Genomic DNA, 17852 nt, shown 5'->3' with positions numbered 1-17852 from the left:
GGTCGATCTTGCCCTACCCGGCCGGCGTGTCCGTTGCGGGTGAAAGCTGCGCGCCCCCGCGGTGTCGCCGCGCAGACTCGCTGTCCCGCATTCTCAGCACTGGCCGGGTGATCAGCTGCAGCAATTGATGCACGCCGGCCAGCGAGTGCGCGGGCAGAAAGAGATCGCAATGCGGCAGCGCCGCCGCCATCGAGCCGGCCAGCGGCCGGAACTCGACTTGCGCGGCCCGCGGATTGAGCCACACCACCAACTCGGCGCGACGACGCACCCGGGCCAGCGCGTGTCCGAGGACCTCGGGCTGGTCGCTGTCCCAGCCGTCGGAGGCGACAATCACCACCGCGCCGCGCAACGCATTGCCGTGTGGTGGGGCCAGCAGTGCCTCGATACTGCGGCCGATGAACGTGCCGCCGTATCGGTCGATCACCTTGGTGTTGGCCCGCTGCAGCGCAACCTCGGCAGAGCGGTGCGCCAACACCGCCGTCAGCCGGGTCAACGACGTCGCAAACGCGAACACCTCGGGCCGCACGCCCACCCGGCGAAGCGCCGCCGCCCGCATCAGATGCAGGTATATCGCGGCGTAGGGCTGCATCGACCGGCTCACGTCACAGACCAGCACAATGCGGCGCGGCCGCTGGCGTGGCCTGCTTCGCGCCAGCACCATCGACTCCCAACCGGTGGACCGCGAGGCTTTCATCGTCGCCCGCAGGTCGATGCGCTTGCCGTGGCGGCTGGACTCCGACCGCAGGCTGCGTCGCCGCGGCCAGTGCTGCGCCGCGGTCTCCAGCCATGCCCCCAACAGCTTGAGGTCGTCGGTATCGAACCGGTCGAACGGTTGATCGGCCAGGGCGGCGATGCGGCTGGGCAGCAATTCGGGAAGCCGGATGCTGCTGGCGGCGGCCTGTTCGGTGGCGGACCGGGTAGACCAGGGCAGGTTCTGCGCCTCGGCGGTACCGGATCTGCCCGCGTAACGCACCCTCCCGGCGGCGGGTGTCCGCGGGCCGGCAAGTGTCGGCAGCGATGGGGGCCGTGAGCTTACCCCGGCGACAACAAGGTCGATGGCGCCGAACACCCCTCCAAACACCTCGTCGAAGGCGGCGAGATCTTCCATCCGGTTCACCAGCGTCAGCCGGGCCGCCCAGTACAGCGACGGCGCCGTGCGCGGCATTTCCCGCAGCGCGGCCACGAAGGACGCCTGGCCGCCGGCCGACACCAGTACCCCGGCGCCACGCAGCCGGGCCACCATGGCGGCCGCGAACGCCGCCAGGTCCACGCCCCGCAGCAACGCAGGGTTCATCGGAGCGTCCACGCCGTCAGCGTCGCCGTCGCAGCACCCACAGCAGGATCGTCACGACTGTCACCGCCAGCGCCACGGTCGCGTATTTCTTGAGCCGGTCGCCGCCGGCGAGCTCGATGAGGTCGATCGGTGCGGGCTCGGCAGCCGCGACGGTTGCCGCCGCTGCCAAGGGACCTGCTGGGGCCGGCTGGCCGCTGGCCGCAAGTTCGGCCTCCAGCGAATCCACGAACTGGCTCAGCAGCTTTTCCGACACCTGCTGCAGCATTCCGCTGCCGAACTGGGCCAGCTTGCCGACGATCTTCAGGTCGGTGTCGACGGTCACCTGGGTACGCTCCCCCGCCTCGCGTAGCTGGGCGGTGACGGTGGCGGCCGCGTTGCCGGTGCCCCGCGACTCCTTGCCTTTGGCGTCGATGACGGCGCGGTGCTGGCCGCGGTCCTGCTCGACGATGCGCACCTTGCCGCTGAATTCGCTGGTGACCGGGCCGACCTTGACCTTGACCTTGCCGAGGTATTCGTCGCCCTCGTGGCCGGTCAGTTGCGCCCCGGGCATCAGCGGAATCACCTTCTCGAGGTCACACAGCACGTCCCAGGCCTGCTCGATCGGAGCGCTGACGGTGAACTCGTTGGCAATCTTCATCGCGCGGGTCCTCTCATGTCCGGGGTGTACTCGACAAAGGCGTGGTAAAAGTCGCGGATCAGGGTACGGTCGTCGGGCGTCTTGGCCAGTGCCCCCAGCGTGACCAGCGGAGCCGAGTCCACCAGATCCCCGACGCCTAGCGCCACCAGGGCCGCGACCCAGTCGATGGTCTCGGCCACCCCCGGTGGCTTGTCTAGGTCGAGATCGCGTGCGCGGCCGACGAATTGGGTGGCGTGCTCGATCAGCGGCGCGGTGGCCCCGGGTACCGTACGGCGCACGATCGCGGCGGCCCGGGCCGGCTCGGGGTACTCGATCCAGTGGTACAGGCACCGCCGCCGCAGGGCGTCGTGCAGGTCACGGCTGCGGTTGGAGGTCAGCACCGCGATCGGCGGACGCTCGGCAACGAAGGTACCCAACTCCGGGACGGTGACCGCGGACTCGCCGAGGAATTCCAGCAGCAGCGCCTCGAATTCGTCATCGGCGCGGTCGATTTCGTCGATCAGCAGCACCGGCGGCCGAGGTCCCCGATGGCGTACACAACGCAGGATGGGCCGGTCCACCAGGTAGGCCTCGGTGTAGAGATCCGCCTCGTGAATACCGGCGCCCTGCGCTTCGGCCAGCCGGATGGACAGCAGCTGCCGTTGGTAGTTCCAGTCATAGAGAGCCTCGCTCGCCGTCAGCCCTTCGTAGCACTGCAGCCTTATCAGCGTCGTATCCAGCACCGCGGCGAGCGTTTTGGCAGCTGTTGTCTTGCCGACTCCGGGTTCACCTTCCAGCAGCAGCGGTCTGCCGAGGGTGATCGCGAGATAGATCGCCGAGGCGGTCCCCAGGTCGAGCAGGTAGTCCCGGGCATCGAACCGGCGCACCACGTCGTCGGGCTCGGCGAACGTCATGATCTCACCAGCCGCCGATAGTCCTCCCAGGTGTCCACGTCGAACGGCATCGGACCGTCGACCGCAAGTTCGCCCACCGGGCGCCGGCCCGACTCCATCAGTTTCCAGACCCCCTTGTCACCGTGCAATCGCGAAAGCTCGCCGAAGATGCTGCAGCTCAGCCAGATTGGATGCCCAACACCGTCGGAATAGCGGCACACCATGATCTCGGCCGCCGGGCCCAGGGTCACCAGCTGCCGCAGCGCCGCGGGGGCCACTCCGGGCTGATCGCCCAGCATCAGCACGATGCCGGCGGACTGCGGGTCCACCTGTTTCAATGCGGCTCGCAACGAAGCCGAACACCCGGCCCCGTGGTCGTCGGCGACGGCCACGTCGAGCCCGGCCAGCGACACCGCGCGACGCACCTTGTCGGCGGCCCCGCCAAGGGTGACGATGAGCTGATCGAACGCGGCACGGCGAGCGACCTCGAGCGTTGCCCCGAGCAACGTAGTATTCCGGTATGCCAGTAGCTGTTTGGGCGTACCCAGCCGACGGGAACTGCCGGCCGCCAGCACGACACCGGTGACCGTCATCCGACGGCTTTGCCCGCGAATGCGGCGCGGCATCGGGGACCACAGAACCAGTGGTCGGTGCCGTCCAGGCGCAGGTGCTCGGTCGCGGGCCCGACGGTCACCGTCATGCCGCACACCGGGTCGATCGCCTCCCGGACCATTCCGCTGGACCGATCCGGCGGGTCGAGGCTACCGCCGCGGAGTGCGGCGATCAGCTCCGCCGTGATCGCCACCGCGATCTCGGCGGGCGTCTTGGCGCCGATGGCCAACCCGACCGGCGTATGCACGCGAACCCGTTCGGCGTCGGACAGGTTGAGCGAATCCAGGATCGAGGCGCCGCGAACCCTGCTGGCCACCAGGCCGATATAGCCCACTCCGCTATCCAATGCGGCGCGGATGATTTCGGCTTCCGGTCCGCCGTGGCTGGCGATCACGACGGCCGTCGTCCCGCTGAGATCCGTCTCGCGTTGGGCGTCATAGCCCAGCAGGGCGCACAACTGAATCAGCGCGTCGGCGATGGGCGTGGTGCCGTAGACCCGGATGAGCGGCGCGGGCAGCTGCGGGGTCAAAAAGATCTCCAACGCCCCGCCGGACAGACATGGGTTGACCACCACGCAGGCGCCGGGTGCTTCCGGGAAATGCACATCGCCGTCGGGAAGCACCCGCAGCAGCACACTTTCGCCGGCCTGCAATGCACCCAGCGCGGCCTTGCGGACCGAGTTCTGCGCACACTCGCCACCGACGAACCCTTCAATTGTGCCGTCCGCCAACAATATCGCCTCATCACCGGGATAGGCCGAGGTGGGCGGCTGGGCTCGCACCACGGTGGCGTGCACGAAGGGTGTCCGGGTCGCGGCAAGCTGCGCCGCTCGCTCACTGATAGTCATCTACGCTCCCGGCTAGATCGGCGGTCTGGCACGGCCCTGCATGGCCTCCCACACCCGCGACGGGGTCAACGGCATATCAGCGTGGCGAACCGCGAACGGCGCCAACGCATCCACCACCGCGTTCACCACCGCGGGCGGCGACCCGACGGTAGCCGACTCACTAATTCCCTTGGCGCCGATGGGATGATGCGGCGACGGCGTCACGGTATGCCCGGTCTCTATATGCGGCACCTCCAGCGCGGTCGGGATCAGGTAGTCCATCAGCGAACCGCCCAGGCAGTTGCCGTCCTCGTCGAAGGCGATCATCTCCATCAGCGCCATGCCGATTCCGTCGACGACGCCGCCGTGCACCTGACCCTCGATGATCATCGGGTTGATCCGGGTACCGCAGTCATCGACGGCCAAAAAGCGCCGCACCTTGACCACACCAGTGCCCGGATCTACGTCTACCACGCAGAAGTACGCGCCGTAGGGGTAGGTCAGGTTCGACGGGTTGTAGCAGACCTCGGCGTCCAGCCCGCCCTCGATACCCTCCGGCAGATCACCGGCGCCGTGGGCGCGCATCGCGATGTCGGCGATCGTCACCGATGCCGCAGGGTCACCTTTGACGTAGAACTTGCCCTTCTCCCATTCCAAATCGGCCACCGAAACTTCCAGCATGCCCGAGGCGATGATCTTGGCCTTGTCACGCACCTTGCGGGCCACCAGCGCCGCGGCTCCGCCCGACACCGGGGTTGAGCGGCTGCCGTAGGTGCCCAGCCCGAACGGGGTCTGGTCGGTGTCGCCGTGCACCACCTCGATGTCATCGGGCGGGATGCCCAGCTCCTCGGCGACGATCTGCGCGAAAGTCGTCTCGTGCCCCTGACCCTGCGTCTGCACCGACAGACGCACCACGGCCTTGCCCGTCGGATGCACCCGCAGCTCGCAGCCGTCGGCCATGCCCAGGCCCAGGATGTCCATGTCCTTGCGCGGGCCTGCGCCGACGGCCTCGGTGAAGAACGACATGCCGATGCCCATCAGCTCACCGCGCTCCCGCTTGGCCTTTTGCTCGGCCCGCAGCGCGTCGTAGCCGATCATGTCCATCGCCTTGCGCATGGTGGCCACGTAGTCGCCCGAGTCGTAGACCCAGCCCGTCTTGGTGGTGTACGGGAATTGCTCGGGCCGCAACAGGTTTCGCAGCCGCAGCTGCGCCGGGTCCATCTTCAGCTCGAAGGCCAGGCAGTCCACCAGCCGCTCGACGAAGTACACCGCCTCGGTGATGCGGAACGAGCACGCGTAGGCCACCCCGCCGGGCGCCTTGTTGGTGTACACCGCGGTCATGTGGCAGTAGGCGGCCTCCAGGTCGTAGCTGCCGGTGAACACCCCGAAGAAGCCAGCCGGGTACTTCGCCGGCGCGGCCTGGCCGTTGAACGCGCCGTGATCGGCCAGCACGTTGGACCGCAGCGCCAGGATGTTGCCGTCCTTAGTGGCGGCGATTTCGCCGACCATGATGTAGTCGCGCGCGAAGCTGGTCGAGGTCAGGTTTTCGCTGCGGTCCTCCATCCACTTGACCGGCTTGCCCAGCACCAACGAACCAACGATCGCGCACACATATCCGGGGTAGATCGGCACCTTGTTGCCGAAGCCGCCGCCGATGTCGGGCGAGATCACCCGGATCTTGTGTTCGGGTAAACCGGCGACCAATGCGTACAGCGTCCGGTGCGCGTGCGGTGCCTGCGAGGTGGTCCACAACGTCAGCTTGCCGCTAACCGGGTCCAAATCGGCTACTGCGCCACAGGTTTCCATCGGCGCCGGGTGCACCCGCGGGTAGACCATCTCCTGCTTGACGACGACGTCGGCGCGCGCGAACACCGCCTCTGTGGCGGCCGCGTCGCCGGTCTCCCAGTCGAAGACGTGGTTGTCGCTCTTGCCGTCGAGGTCGGTGCGGATCACCGGTGCGGCCGGGTCGAGCGCCTTGCGGACGTCCACAACGGGATCCAGCGGGTCATACTCGACGTCGATCAGCTCCAGGGCATCGCGGGCCGAATACCGGTCGGTGGCAACGACAAACGCCACCTCCTGCCCCTGGAAGCGCACCTTGTCGGTAGCCAGCACGGCCTGCACGTCGCCCGCCAGCGTGGGCATCCAGGCCAGGCCCTTCTCGGCCAGGTCGGCACCGGTCACCACCGCCTTGACCTTCGGATGGGCAAGGGCCGCAGTGGCATCGATGCTCACGATGCGGGCATGCGCATACGGGGACCGCAAGATGGCGAGGTGCAGCATGCCGGGCAGCGTGACGTCGTCGACGTAGGTGCCGCGGCCGCGGATGAAGCGGGGGTCCTCCTTGCGCAGCATCCGGCCGTGACCGCACGGCTTTTGGTCGTTGTCAGCGATGTCTTCGGGTGACGGCGGCCTGGACGCCCCATCCTTCATCGTGGTCATGACTCGGCCTTCGCGGTGCTGTGCTGCGCGGCCCATTGGATGGAGCGCACAATCGTCGTGTATCCGGTGCAGCGGCAGATCTGCCCGGAGATCGCCTCCCGGATGGTCTGTTCGTCGGGATCGGGATTGCGGTCCAGCAAGGCCCGGGCGGTGATCATCATTCCCGGGGTACAGAAGCCGCATTGCAGCCCGTGGCAGCGCATGAACCCTTCCTGCACCGGATCGAGAGCGCCGTTCGGTCCGGCTAGGCCCTCTACAGTCCTAACGCTGTGGCCGGATGCCATCACGGCCAGCATTGTGCAGGACTTCACCGGCACGCCGTCGAGGTCGACCACACACGTTCCGCAGTTGCTGGTGTCGCAGCCCCAGTGAGTTCCGGTGAGCCCCAACTGGTCTCGCAGGAAGTGCACCAGCAGCATTCGGGGTTCTACCTCGGCGGTCACCTGCTCGCCATTGACGGTCATATTCAGCTGCATGATTTCTCCTTATCGGGTCCTTGTGGTGCGGCGACCCGTTACATCCGGCTACGCCGCGGTTGCGATCGCCGTTAGTTCCCTTCCGGCTCAGGGATATTGCGCACCCGCTCGGCCGCGGTGCGCAGCGTGCGGATGGTCAGTTCGGAAGCCAGGTGCCGCTTGTATTCCTCGGTGCCACGGATATCGGTTACCGGATCGCAGGCTTGACCCGCCCGCCGGCCCGCGTCGGCAAAGACCTCTTCGGTGGCGAGCTGGCCTACCAATGCTTCGGAAAGCTCCGCGAGCGCCGTCCTGTTGGGATTGACCGCAGTCAGGCCCACCCGCACCGCGGCTATGGTGTCGCCATCGAGGGTGATCGACGAACCGGCGGCGGTGACAGCCCAATCACCAACCCGTCGTTCGACTTTCGCGTAGGCACTGGAGGTGTTGAGCCGCACCGGGATACGTACCTCAACTAGGATCTCGTTGGGTGCCAGCGTGGTTTCGTACGGGCCGGCCAGAAAGTCATCGATCGCGATCTCGCGCTCGCCTGCGGGTCCGCGCGCCAGGCACACGGCGTCCAGCACGGTGCACACCGTCGACAGGTCCTCGGCCGGATCCGCTTGGCACAGCGAACCGCCCAGGGTGCCACGGTTGCGGACCACCGGGTCGGCGATCACGCGTTCGGCGTCACGGAAGATCGGGCACGCCGCGGCCAGCGTGTCGGACTCCAGGATCTCGCGATGCCGCGTCATCGCCCCGATGCGCACCAGGGTCGGGTCGGTGATCACATATCCGAGCTCGGGCACCAGGTCGTTGATGTCGATGAGATATTCGGGGTTGGCGATGCGCAGCTTCATCATCGGCAGCAGGCTGTGGCCGCCGGCGACGATCCGCGCCCCCTCCCCCAGCCGATCCAGTAATCCGATGGCGTGGTCGACGCTGGTCGCACGCTCGTATTCGAAAGGCCCAGGTACTTGCATGCCGTCAGTGTCAGCCGCGGCAGAACCAGCGTCAATATCGAGTTAAGTGATCCCTGAAGTCGCCGTCTACCTGCGTGTCGTGGTGGATCCGCCCGTCGGTCTCGGCCAGCGGGCGCCCGCCGCCGCCCCACCGCCGGGCGATGATGTCGGCGGCGATCGACACCGCGGTCTCCTCGGGCGTGCGCGCGCCGAGGTCCAGGCCGATCGGGCTGGACAACCGGCTCAGTTCGGCCTCGGTCAGCCCCGCCGCGCGCAGCCGCCGCAACCGGTCGTCGTGGGTCTGGCGCGACCCCATGGCACCCACATATCCGGCCTTCGGCAGGCGCAGCGCCACCTCCAATACCGGGACGTCGAACTTCGGGTCGTGGGTGAGCACGCAGATGACGGTGCGCTCGTCGATGGCGCCCGCCGCCGCCTGGACGGCCAGGTAGCGGTGTGGCCAGTCGACGACCACCTCGTCGGCCGTCGGAAACCGTGTCGCCGTGGCGAACACCGCGCGGGCGTCGCAGACGGTGACCCGATACCCGAGCAATGATCCCTGCCGGGCCAGCGCGGAGGCGAAGTCGATCGCGCCGAATACCAGCATCCGCGGGCGCGGCGCGTAGCTGGCGACGAAGACTTCCATGCCTTCGCCGCGGCGTTGTCCGTCGGGCCCGTACTCGAGGATTTCGTTGCGCCCCAGCGCAAGCAGACCGCGCGCGTCGTCGGTGACCGCGGCGTCGGCGCGCGCCGAACCCAGCGATCCCGCGGCGGGGCTGCCGGCGTCCGGATGCACGACCAGCCGCCGGCCCACCCAGTGTGCGTCCGGGTGCGCGATCACCGTCGCGATGGCCACCGGCCGATGGCCGGCGATGTCGCGGGCCACCGCGCCGAGTTCAGGAAACGTTGCCTGCGAGGCGGATTCGACGAAGACGTCGATGATGCCGCCACAGGTCAGGCCCACCGCAAAGGCGTCATCGTCGCTGAACCCATACCGTTGCAGCCGCGGAATCCCGGTGTGCACCACCTCGGCGGCGAGCTCGTAGACAGCGCCTTCCACGCAACCACCCGACACCGAGCCACTCACCGAACCGTCGGGCGCCACCACCATCGCCGCGCCAGGCGGCCGGGGCGCCGACCGCACGGTCCGCACCACCGTCGCCAACCCGGCGGTTTCACCGGCGCGCCATATTGACAGCAACTCGGCAAGCACGTCACGCACCCCCTTAAATTAGGCCAGAAGTAGGCTCTTTCCATGACTCCGGCTCAACTTCGGGCCTATTCGGCGGTGGTTCGGTTGGGCTCGGTGCGAGCAGCCGCCGCAGAGCTGGGGCTCTCCGACGCGGGGGTGTCGATGCACATCGCGGCGCTGCGCAAAGAGCTCGACGACCAACTGTTCACCAGGACCGGTGCCGGGCTGGCGTTTACCCCCGGCGGGTTGCGGCTGGCCAGCCGGGCGGTGGAAATCCTGGGCCTGCAGCAGCAAACGGCGATCGAGGTCACCGAGGCCGCCCATGGCCGGCGGCTGCTGCGCATCGCGGCGTCCAGCACCTTCGCCGAGCATGCGGCGCCCGGCTTGATCGAGTTGTTCTCGTCTCGCGCCGACGACTTGTCTGTCGAGTTGAGCGTGCATCCAACGAGCCGATTCCGCGACCTGATCCTGTCGCGTGCCGTCGACATTGCGATCGGCCCGGCCAGTGAAAGCTGCCGAGGTGCCGACGGTGCACTATTCGTACGGGCGTTTCTGAAGTATCAGATCATCACCGTCGTGGCGCCCAACAGCCCGCTGGCCGCGGGCCTGCCGACGCCCTCGTTGTTGCGCCAGCAGCAGTGGATGCTTGGCCCGTCGGCGGGCAGCTTTGACGGCGAGATTGCAAACATGTTGCGGGACTTGGCGATCCCGGAATCACAGCAGCGAATCTTTCAGAGCGATGCCGCCGCCCTCGAAGAGATCCGGCGCGTCGGCGGTGTCACGCTGACTATCGGCTTCGCGGTCGCTAAGGACCTGGCCGCCGGACGGTTGGTGCACGTGACGGGTCCGGGACTGGATAGATCCGGCGAGTGGTGTGCGTCGACGTTGCCGCCCGCGGCCCGCCAACCCGCGGTATCGGAACTGGTCCGCTTCATCACCACACCGCGGTGCACCCAGGCGATGATCCGGGGCAGCGGGGTCGGGGTGGCGCGGTTCCGCCCGAAGGTCCACGTCACGTTGTGGAGTTAGCTATACGCTGTAGCCCCATGAGCGTGTACAAGGTGATCGACATCATCGGGACCAGCCCCACCTCCTGGGAGCAGGCCGCGGCGGAGGCGGTACAGCGGGCGCGGGAAAGCGTCGACGACATCCGGGTAGCCCGGGTCATCGAGCAGGACATGTCGGTGGATTCGAGCGGCAAGATCACCTTCCGGATCAAGCTCGAGATCTCGTTCAAGATGAGGCCGGCAAAACCCCGCGACTAATTCGCCGTCGGACCCAGGCGCCGAATGTGCTTCTGCGGGCGCTGACCCAACACGAGGCCGGCAAAACCACCCGACCAATTCGCCGTCGAACCCAGGCGCCGAATGTGCTTCTGCGGCGTTGACTGTGTATCCAGGGCTGCGGATTGGGCCGAACGCCGCCACAGACACACACTCAATGCCACAGACACACACTCGAATCACCACGCTCGCGACAGATCGGCGTGCTGCCGTATCCAGGCGTGCATTGCGATGCCGGCGGCCACGCCGGCGTTGATGCTGCGAGTCGAGCCGAACTGTGCGATCGACACCGTGATCGACGCCCCGGCGCGGGCGTCGTCGGTGATGCCCGGTCCTTCCTGACCGAACACCAGCAGGCACTCCCGCGGCAGCGGCGTTTCTTCCAGCCGCACAGCGCCCGGGACATTGTCGACGGCGACCACCGTCAATCCGGCTCCAGACGCGAAGCCCAGCAGCTCGGCCGTGCTGTCGTGGTGGCGCAATCGCTGGTAGCGGTCGGTCACCATGGCGCCACGCCGGTTCCAGCGCCGGCGGCCCACGATGTGCACGGTGTCCACGGCGAACGCGTTGGCGGTGCGCACCACCGAACCGATATTGGCGTCGTGGCCGAAGTTCTCGATCGCCACATGCAGCAGGTGCCGGCGGGTGTCGATGTCGGCGACGATCGCTTCCCTGGTCCAATACCGATACGCGTCGACAACGTTGCGAGTATCGCCGTCGCGCAACAACTCTGGGTCATAACGGATGTCGTCGGGCAGGTCACCCACCCAGGGACCGATACCGCCGGCCGGCACCGCCCATTCGGTGGGCCCCGCTTCGTTCATCGCGACGTCCACACCGTGGCGTGAGTGCCCACGATCGCCACCGTCGCATACAGCAGCGCCTGGTTGATTTCACCCTGGGTGCACAGCGAGGCGTCGACGTGTACGGCGTCGCGGGAGGCGTCCGGCAGGATCAGCACCGATGAGCCGTAGATCGCGCACGCCGGGCTCAATCCGCGGCCGGGCAGCGTCGGCGCGGCAAGCAGCATCATCGGCCCGCCGCGGGCGGCGGAGTCGTCGCGATAGCGGGTCGCCAGCGCGTCGGCCGCCAACCCGAGCAGCATGTAGCCGTTGCCGGTGAACGCCGCCGGGTCCCCGAGCTGGGTCTTGGTCACCGGCGTACCGTCGGCGCGCCAGGCCGACAAGCTGGTGCTCTTGACCGTCAGGCCGGTGTCGTTCTGATTCGTCGGCAACATCCCCACCGGAAATGCGGCCGGGTAAGCGGCCGCGGTATTGGCGATCCGATCGTGCGGCGAATAGGTATACACACCGCGCACCGCGCTGCGGTCGGTCAGCGGGCCCAGACAGACCGTGCCGGTGAGCCGGTCGGGCGGCGCCGACAGCGGCTTGGCGATATCGTGCACCTTGGTCATCGCGTCGTCGCAACTGCCGAGGCCGGTCGACTCCAGCGGATGGGATAGCGCTCCGTAGAGGCCGTAGCGAACGTCCTCGGGTTTGGCGTGCGGGGCATGCGGATCGCTCGGCGAGGCATCGATGTCAACCAGCACATAGTCACCGGACCAGCGCAGATTCGACACGGCCATGTTCCACCCCAGCACCGGCAGCGACTCGCCCAGCCGGGCGCTCTGGGCGCCGTAGATGCGATCCGGTGCCGACCGGGAGCAGGCCAGGCAGGACAGCACCACGATCAGCGCAACCAGAACCCGCACCGCCGGCGGCCTAGCCCAGTCCCAGGTCGGCGAGCCCCAGCACGCTGCGGTACGACAGACCCGCGGCCTCGATGGCCTCGGCGGCACCGGTGGCGCGGTCAACCACCGTGGCCACGCCGACCACCTCGCCGCCGGCGTCCTGGACGGCGCTTACCGCCGTCAGCGCGGAGTTGCCGGTCGTGCTGGTGTCCTCGACCACCAGAACCCGCTGGCCGGACACCTCGGATCCTTCGATAATGCGCTGCAAGCCATGGGTTTTCGCTGACTTCCGGACGACGAACGCATCGATCGGGCGGCCGGGCGCGTGCATGACGGCCGTCGCCACGGGGTCGGCGCCCAGCGTCAGACCGCCGACGAGCGCATAGTCCCAATCGGCGGTGAGCTCGCGCATCAGCCTGCCGATCAGAGCCGACGCCCGATGGTGCAAGGTAGCGCGGCGCAGGTCGACGTAGTAGTCGGCCTGCTTGCCCGACGACAGGGTCACGCGCCCGTGCACCACCGACAACCGGCGCACCAGCTCGGCAAGCTCGTCGCGGTCAGCTTCGGTCACGACCACCGCCGACGCGTTTGACGGCCGCCCTGACCAGGCCCCGCGGCATCATCCGTCCGGCCGCGGCGATCGCTTTGTACTGCAGGCCGGGAACGCTGATCACCTTGCCGCGGTTGACATCGGCCAGGCTTTGGCTGACCACGTCGTCGATCTCGAGCCACATGTACGACGGCACCTTGGGCATCTCGAGGCCCGCCCGGGCATGGAATTCGGTGTGCACGTAGCCGGGACATACGGCGTGCACGCCGACGCCGGTGCCTTGCAATCCGTTGGCCAGACCCTCACTGAACGAGATCACCCAGGCCTTGGACGCCGAGTAGGTCGAGGCGCGGCCCGACAGGAGACCAGCGACGCTGGCGATGTTGACGACGGTGCCCGTAGCGGCCTCGATCATGGCGGGCAACGCGGCCCGGGTCAGCTGCATCACGGCGGTCACGTTGACGTCCAGCTGCGCCTGCAGCAGGGCGGGATCGGTCGTCCAGAATTCCCCGGACGTGCCCAACCCAGCATTGTTGACCAATACCCGGACTCCCCGGGCGAGCCGTTCGGCGACCTTGGCGCGGTCGGCCGCGTCGGCCAGGTCGGCGGGCAGGATTTCGACGTTGCCGGCCTGCGCTTCCAACTCTGCGGCCAATTGCCGCAACCGGTCGACATCACGGGCGACAAGAACCACGTCGTAGCCATCACGGGCGTAGCGCCGCGCGTAGCCGGTGCCAATCCCGGAAGTCGGACCTGTGATCAGCGCGACGGGCCGTGGCATGAGCGACAGTGTACTGACCGCCCGCTCGCCCGCCGGGCCGCGCTATCAGTGCTGGTAGTTGCTGGCCTGGCGGCCGTTGCGGCTGGTGGGCGGACGCCGAACCCCTTCGTCACGATGCGCCGGCTCGGCCGTCCGACGTGCCGGGTCCGGTAGCAGACCGGCAGCCGGGTCCACCTGAGCGCGCCGGGGCGGCAACTCGGCCTGACGGGCGGAAGCCAACGGACGGCCAGGTGCCGCGTTGCGCACCGGCTCTTTGCTCTCCGGAGAGCTCTCCTGGGGGTTGTCCTCCTGCGGCAGCGGCGGCAACACCCGCAACAGGTCGTTGAACTGGCGCACGGTGCGCAGCCCCTCGTCCCACTGCGCGCGGGTGCTCGAGATCGGCATGCTGATCATCGTCCAGTTCTGCTCGTTCCACATGATCTCGGCGCAGTCGGGTGCGGTGTGGGCGAAGGTGACCATGCGCCGGTCGCAAGCCCGCCGGGCCGCGTCGAGGTTGGTGGAATAGACCATCCGCGGCCCGATCGCGCCGAGCAACCAGATGTCGCTTTCTCGTGGCTCCTTGAGCCCCTTGAGCCGCAGGTCGACCACGACGTTGGTGCCCACCTTGCGGTGCAGGGCGATGACCGTGGCGACTTCCTCGAGGTCGAAGATGTAGACAGCCTCGCCGCGGATCTGACCCAGCACGACATTCTTGGCCGGAACATCGCCGACCGTCGACATCACACCGCGCTTCCAGCGGTGCAGGATTTCGGTCGATTCGCGCTCGTAGTCGAAGCCGTGCGACCGCGCCCACGACCTACGACGTCTGCTGCGCCCGCGTTGTCGATCGATGTCGACGTACAGCAACACCACCGCACCGACGAAGCACAGCGCGGACAGCGTGAACCAAAGCGGGACCACGGAAGACAGCCTATCTGCTGATCGGCTCCAATAGAGAATCCGACCAGGTCACAACCGAATCACAGGACGAAAAACCAGGCGCGTCGCAGGCCGGTATCGGGTGGCCGATATTGGGTGGGCCGAACATACATGCGATGCGCTGAGGTACCGTCGGGTCGCGATCAGGACTGTCATCCTGTCCTCTAAATAGGAGCCCATCCGTGTCGCTTCCAGACCTGCCGCCACACATCGACATTCCAGTCCAGCTCGATGAGGTGAAAGTCGTATTCAGCGTGGCATCGCTGACGTTCGAGGGAGACATGCCAGCCGTACTGTTCCACCTGGGAATCGTGGTCAACGATGCCGCGGACTGGGGCGCCGCGGCCGAGGTAATCGCCGTGTTCCACACTAATGCCGGACATGTGACCCTCGACGATGAGGCGTATAACGCGAACCGGCACGTCAGTACCGGTAATCCGTACAAACAGATGATTGCCGGCCTGATGGCCAAGGGCGCCCAATTCGAGCTGTGCGGCGCTACCGCCAGAGCCAACGGTTGGCGCAATGCCGATTTGATTCCCGGAATCAAAGTCAACAGGAACGCCATGGCGAGGTTGACCCAGCTGGTGCAGCAGGGGTATGTGAAAATTTCGGAGGCGTAGAAAAAGCCTAGAGGGGCCTGGGCACCCAGCGGCCGTCACGCCGAGCAGACGCGTAAGCCCCCATTTTCGTTCCGAAAAGGGGGCTTACGCGTCTGCTCGCCCAGGGAACTTAGCCCAGGATCAGGGAGTCGCCGTCAGCGCTGACATTGACCGGCACCACGTCGCCGTCGTGCACCTCGCCGGCCAGCAGCATCTTGGCCAGCTGGTCGCCGATGGCCTGCTGGACCAGCCGCCGCAACGGACGCGCGCCGTACACCGGGTCGAATCCGCGATGCGCCAGCCACTGCTTGGCTTGCAGCGACACCTCGAGCTGCAACCGCCGTTGCGCCAGCCGTTTCTGCAGCTGCGCCAGCTGGATGTCGACGATCTGCACCAGTTCCTCGGGGTTGAGGCCCTCGAAGATCAGCACGTCGTCCAGCCGGTTGATGAACTCCGGCTTGAACGTGGCCCGCACCGCGGCCATCACCTGTTCCTCGCTGCCGCCCGATCCTAAATTGGACGTCAGGATCAAGATGGTGTTGCGGAAGTCGACCGTGCGACCATGGCCGTCGGTGAGCCGGCCTTCGTCGAGCACCTGCAGCAGCACGTCGAACACGTCGGGGTGGGCCTTCTCGACCTCGTCGAACAGGACCACCGTGTAGGGACGGCGGCGCACCGATTCGGTCAGCTGACCACCGGCCTCGTACCCGACATAGCCGGGCGGGGCACCGATCAACCGGGCCACGGTGTGCTTCTCGCCGTATTCGCTCATGTCGATGCGCACCATCGCGCGCTCGTCGTCGAACAGGAAGTCGGCCAGCGCCTTGGCCAGCTCGGTCTTACCGACACCGGTCGGCCCGAGGAACATGAACGCCCCCGTCGGCCGGTTGGGGTCGGAGACGCCGGCCCGGCTGCGACGCACCGCGTCCGACACCGCCTGCACCGCCTTCTTCTGCCCGACGACGCGCTTGCCCAGCTCGTCTTCCATCCGCAGCAACTTGGCCGTCTCGCCTTCCAGCAGCCGGCCGGCCGGGATGCCCGTCCAGGCCGACACCACGTCGGCGATGTCGTCCGGGCCGACCTCTTCCTTGAGCATCACCTGCTCACGGGCCTGAGCCTCCGGCAGCGCCGCCTCGAGTTTCTTCTCGACCTCGGGGATGCGTCCGTAGCGCAGCTCGGCGGCCTTGGCCAGGTCACCGTCGCGTTCGGCCCGCTCGGATTCGCCGCGCAGGGCTTCCAGCTGCTCCTTGAGCTCACGGACGATCTCGATGGCGTTCTTTTCGTTCTGCCAGCGCGCAGTAAGTTCTGCCAGCTTTTCTTTCTGGTCGGCCAGCTCGGCGCGCAGCTTCTCCAGCCGCTCTTTGGAGGCCGCGTCCTCCTCCTTGGCCAGCGCCATTTCCTCGATCTCCAGCCGGCGGACCAGCCGCTCCACCTCGTCGATCTCGACGGGCCGCGAGTCGATTTCCATCCGCAGCCGGCTGGCCGATTCATCCACCAGGTCGATCGCCTTGTCCGGCAGGAAGCGCGCGGTGATGTAGCGGTCGGACAGCGTGGCCGCGGCGACCAACGCCGAGTCAGTGATCCGGACGCCGTGGTGCACCTCGTAGCGGTCTTTGAGCCCGCGCAGGATACCGATGGTGTCCTCCACCGACGGCTCCCCGACGAACACCTGCTGGAAACGACGCTCGAGGGCCGCGTCTTTCTCGATGTACTTGCGGTACTCGTCGAGCGTGGTCGCGCCGACCAGCCGCAGTTCGCCACGGGCCAGCATCGGCTTGATCATGTTGCCGGCGTCCATCGCGCCCTCGCCGGTCGCGCCGGCGCCGACGATGGTGTGCAGCTCGTCGATGAAGGTGATGATCTGCCCGGCCGAGTTCTTGATGTCATCGAGCACGGCTTTTAGCCGTTCCTCGAACTCGCCGCGGTACTTCGAACCGGCCACCATCGAGCCCAGATCCAGGGCGATGATCGTCTTGTCGCGCAGGCTTTCGGGCACGTCGCCGGCCACGATGCGCTGGGCCAGGCCCTCCACGATCGCGGTCTTGCCGACGCCGGGCTCGCCGATGAGCACCGGGTTGTTCTTGGTGCGACGGCTCAGCACCTGCACCACGCGGCGAATCTCGTTGTCGCGCCCAATCACCGGGTCGAGCTTGCCTTCGCGGGCGCGTGCGGTCAGGTCGGTGGAGTACTTCTCCAGCGCCTGATACGTCGCCTCGGGTTCGGGGCTGGTCACCCGGGCACTACCGCGGACCTTGACGAACGCCTCCCGCAGAGCCTGAGGCGAGGCGCCGTGGCCGTTCAGTAGTTTGGCGACCTCGGAATCACCGGTGGCCAGGCCGACCATCACGTGCTCGGTGGAGACGTACTCGTCGTCGAGCTCGGTGGCCAGGTGCTGCGCGGCGGTGATCGCCGCCAGGGATTCGCGAGATAGCTGCGGCTGCGAGCTGGCGCCGCTGATCTGCGGCAACCGGTCGAGCACGCGCTGCGCTTCGGCGCGGATCGCGGCGGGTTCGACACCGACGGCCTCGAGCAGCGGCCCGGCGATTCCGTCGGCCTGCGTCAACAGGGCCATCAGCAAGTGAGCCGGCCGGATCTCGGGATTGCCGGCGGCCGAAGCCGCCTGCAGCGCCGAGGTCAGCGCCGCCTGGGTCTTGGTGGTCGGATTGAAAGAGTCCACAACAACTCCGTTCGGGGGTGCTTATGTACTTCGGGGGTAGTTCGGGGGGGTATTTCGGG

General features: G+C 67.5%; 18 protein-coding genes. 3 read left to right on the top strand and 15 right to left on the bottom strand.

The features are described 5' to 3' along the window. Positions 1-13 precede the first annotated feature (13 nt). From EET13_RS02900 to EET13_RS02860, 9 genes are all read right to left on the bottom strand, one after another. Entirely contained in the window at positions 14-1294 is a 1281-nt protein-coding gene (locus EET13_RS02900; RefSeq protein WP_122440879.1) for a vWA domain-containing protein, read from the bottom strand. Positions 1295-1310: 16 nt separating this feature from the next. Beyond that, positions 1311-1931 carry an SRPBCC family protein gene (locus EET13_RS02895; RefSeq protein ID WP_122440878.1) on the bottom strand — a complete coding sequence of 207 codons (621 nt, stop codon included), beginning with the start codon at positions 1929-1931 and terminating at the stop codon, positions 1311-1313. Next, positions 1928-2824 carry an AAA family ATPase gene (locus tag EET13_RS02890; protein ID WP_122440877.1) on the bottom strand — a complete coding sequence of 299 codons (897 nt, stop codon included), beginning with the start codon at positions 2822-2824 and terminating at the stop codon, positions 1928-1930. Before EET13_RS02890 ends, EET13_RS02895 begins: the two co-directional genes overlap by 4 nt. Then, positions 2821-3396 (bottom strand): nucleotidyltransferase family protein, encoded by a 576-nt coding sequence (locus EET13_RS02885; RefSeq protein WP_122440876.1) that lies wholly within the window; start codon positions 3394-3396, stop codon positions 2821-2823. The genes EET13_RS02890 and EET13_RS02885 overlap by 4 nt, the downstream gene beginning before the upstream one ends. Continuing rightward, positions 3393-4262: an XdhC family protein gene (locus EET13_RS02880; RefSeq protein ID WP_122440875.1), complete on the bottom strand. Its 870-nt coding sequence runs from the start codon at positions 4260-4262 to the stop codon at positions 3393-3395. The genes EET13_RS02885 and EET13_RS02880 overlap by 4 nt, the downstream gene beginning before the upstream one ends. Before the next feature lie 12 nt (positions 4263-4274). Then, positions 4275-6674, bottom strand: coding sequence for an aerobic carbon-monoxide dehydrogenase large subunit (locus EET13_RS02875; RefSeq protein WP_425294217.1), 2400 nt, complete (start codon positions 6672-6674; stop codon positions 4275-4277). A gap of 5 nt (positions 6675-6679) precedes the next feature. Then, entirely contained in the window at positions 6680-7159 is a 480-nt protein-coding gene (locus tag EET13_RS02870) for a (2Fe-2S)-binding protein (RefSeq protein ID WP_122440874.1), read from the bottom strand. 71 nt (positions 7160-7230) lie between these two features. Next, complete coding sequence (locus EET13_RS02865) at positions 7231-8121, bottom strand: FAD binding domain-containing protein (RefSeq protein WP_122440873.1); 891 nt, start codon at positions 8119-8121, stop codon at positions 7231-7233. A 31-nt stretch (positions 8122-8152) separates the two neighbouring features. Continuing rightward, complete coding sequence (locus EET13_RS02860) at positions 8153-9322, bottom strand: XdhC family protein (RefSeq protein WP_168990655.1); 1170 nt, start codon at positions 9320-9322, stop codon at positions 8153-8155. A gap of 33 nt (positions 9323-9355) precedes the next feature. On the opposite strand from EET13_RS02860, the gene EET13_RS02855 reads away from it, so the two are divergent. Both EET13_RS02855 and EET13_RS02850 read left to right on the top strand, forming a co-directional pair. Next, positions 9356-10321, top strand: a complete 966-nt coding sequence (locus EET13_RS02855) for a LysR family transcriptional regulator (protein ID WP_122440872.1) — start codon at positions 9356-9358, stop codon at positions 10319-10321. A 17-nt stretch (positions 10322-10338) separates the two neighbouring features. Next, positions 10339-10557, top strand: a complete 219-nt coding sequence (locus EET13_RS02850) for a dodecin family protein (RefSeq protein ID WP_023370097.1) — start codon at positions 10339-10341, stop codon at positions 10555-10557. 197 nt (positions 10558-10754) lie between these two features. Here EET13_RS02850 and EET13_RS02845 read toward each other — a convergent pair whose 3' ends face one another. The 5 genes from EET13_RS02845 to ttfA are packed head-to-tail and all read right to left on the bottom strand — an operon-like array spanning position 10755 to position 14496. Next, entirely contained in the window at positions 10755-11399 is a 645-nt protein-coding gene (locus EET13_RS02845; protein WP_122440940.1) for a TrmH family RNA methyltransferase, read from the bottom strand. Then, the gene (locus tag EET13_RS02840; protein ID WP_122440871.1) at positions 11396-12286 is read right to left on the bottom strand and encodes a hypothetical protein; all 891 of its coding nucleotides are present in this window, start codon (positions 12284-12286) and stop codon (positions 11396-11398) included. The genes EET13_RS02845 and EET13_RS02840 overlap by 4 nt, the downstream gene beginning before the upstream one ends. Before the next feature lie 10 nt (positions 12287-12296). Further along, the gene (pyrE, locus tag EET13_RS02835) at positions 12297-12836 is read right to left on the bottom strand and encodes an orotate phosphoribosyltransferase (RefSeq protein WP_122440870.1); all 540 of its coding nucleotides are present in this window, start codon (positions 12834-12836) and stop codon (positions 12297-12299) included. Further along, entirely contained in the window at positions 12823-13596 is a 774-nt protein-coding gene (locus EET13_RS02830) for an SDR family NAD(P)-dependent oxidoreductase (RefSeq protein ID WP_122440869.1), read from the bottom strand. The genes pyrE and EET13_RS02830 overlap by 14 nt, the downstream gene beginning before the upstream one ends. Before the next feature lie 45 nt (positions 13597-13641). Next, positions 13642-14496 (bottom strand): trehalose monomycolate transport factor TtfA, encoded by an 855-nt coding sequence (gene ttfA, locus EET13_RS02825; protein ID WP_122440868.1) that lies wholly within the window; start codon positions 14494-14496, stop codon positions 13642-13644. Positions 14497-14696: 200 nt separating this feature from the next. Between ttfA and EET13_RS02820 the strand changes: the two genes are divergently transcribed. Then, positions 14697-15137 carry a DsrE family protein gene (locus EET13_RS02820; protein ID WP_211186331.1) on the top strand — a complete coding sequence of 147 codons (441 nt, stop codon included), beginning with the start codon at positions 14697-14699 and terminating at the stop codon, positions 15135-15137. Positions 15138-15246: 109 nt separating this feature from the next. Here the strand turns inward: EET13_RS02820 and clpB are convergent, their stop codons facing one another. Continuing rightward, positions 15247-17793: an ATP-dependent chaperone ClpB gene (gene clpB, locus EET13_RS02815; protein WP_122440867.1), complete on the bottom strand. Its 2547-nt coding sequence runs from the start codon at positions 17791-17793 to the stop codon at positions 15247-15249. Between the last annotated feature and the right edge of the window lie 59 nt (positions 17794-17852).

Source organism: Mycobacterium attenuatum (genome assembly GCF_900566085.1).
In the GTDB taxonomy this organism is placed as follows: Bacteria; Actinomycetota; Actinomycetes; order Mycobacteriales; family Mycobacteriaceae; genus Mycobacterium; species Mycobacterium attenuatum.
The sequence above is the reverse complement of the archived record's forward strand: the minus strand, read 5'-3'. Positions and strand labels throughout refer to the sequence as shown.

Bases quoted from the DNA above. Each gene is read 5' to 3' on its own strand.
- EET13_RS02900 (WP_122440879.1), bottom strand. From the start codon at position 1,294: ATGAACCCTGCGTTGCTGCGGGGCGTGGACCTGGCGGCGTTCGCGGCC.
- EET13_RS02895 (WP_122440878.1), bottom strand. From the start codon at position 1,931: ATGAAGATTGCCAACGAGTTCACCGTCAGCGCTCCGATCGAGCAGGCC.
- EET13_RS02890 (WP_122440877.1), bottom strand. From the start codon at position 2,824: ATGACGTTCGCCGAGCCCGACGACGTGGTGCGCCGGTTCGATGCCCGG.
- EET13_RS02885 (WP_122440876.1), bottom strand. From the start codon at position 3,396: ATGACGGTCACCGGTGTCGTGCTGGCGGCCGGCAGTTCCCGTCGGCTG.
- EET13_RS02880 (WP_122440875.1), bottom strand. From the start codon at position 4,262: ATGACTATCAGTGAGCGAGCGGCGCAGCTTGCCGCGACCCGGACACCC.
- EET13_RS02875 (WP_425294217.1), bottom strand. From the start codon at position 6,674: ATGAAGGATGGGGCGTCCAGGCCGCCGTCACCCGAAGACATCGCTGAC.
- EET13_RS02870 (WP_122440874.1), bottom strand. From the start codon at position 7,159: ATGCAGCTGAATATGACCGTCAATGGCGAGCAGGTGACCGCCGAGGTA.
- EET13_RS02865 (WP_122440873.1), bottom strand. From the start codon at position 8,121: ATGCAAGTACCTGGGCCTTTCGAATACGAGCGTGCGACCAGCGTCGAC.
- EET13_RS02855 (WP_122440872.1), top strand. From the start codon at position 9,356: ATGACTCCGGCTCAACTTCGGGCCTATTCGGCGGTGGTTCGGTTGGGC.
- EET13_RS02850 (WP_023370097.1), top strand. From the start codon at position 10,339: ATGAGCGTGTACAAGGTGATCGACATCATCGGGACCAGCCCCACCTCC.
- EET13_RS02845 (WP_122440940.1), bottom strand. From the start codon at position 11,399: ATGAACGAAGCGGGGCCCACCGAATGGGCGGTGCCGGCCGGCGGTATC.
- EET13_RS02830 (WP_122440869.1), bottom strand. From the start codon at position 13,596: ATGCCACGGCCCGTCGCGCTGATCACAGGTCCGACTTCCGGGATTGGC.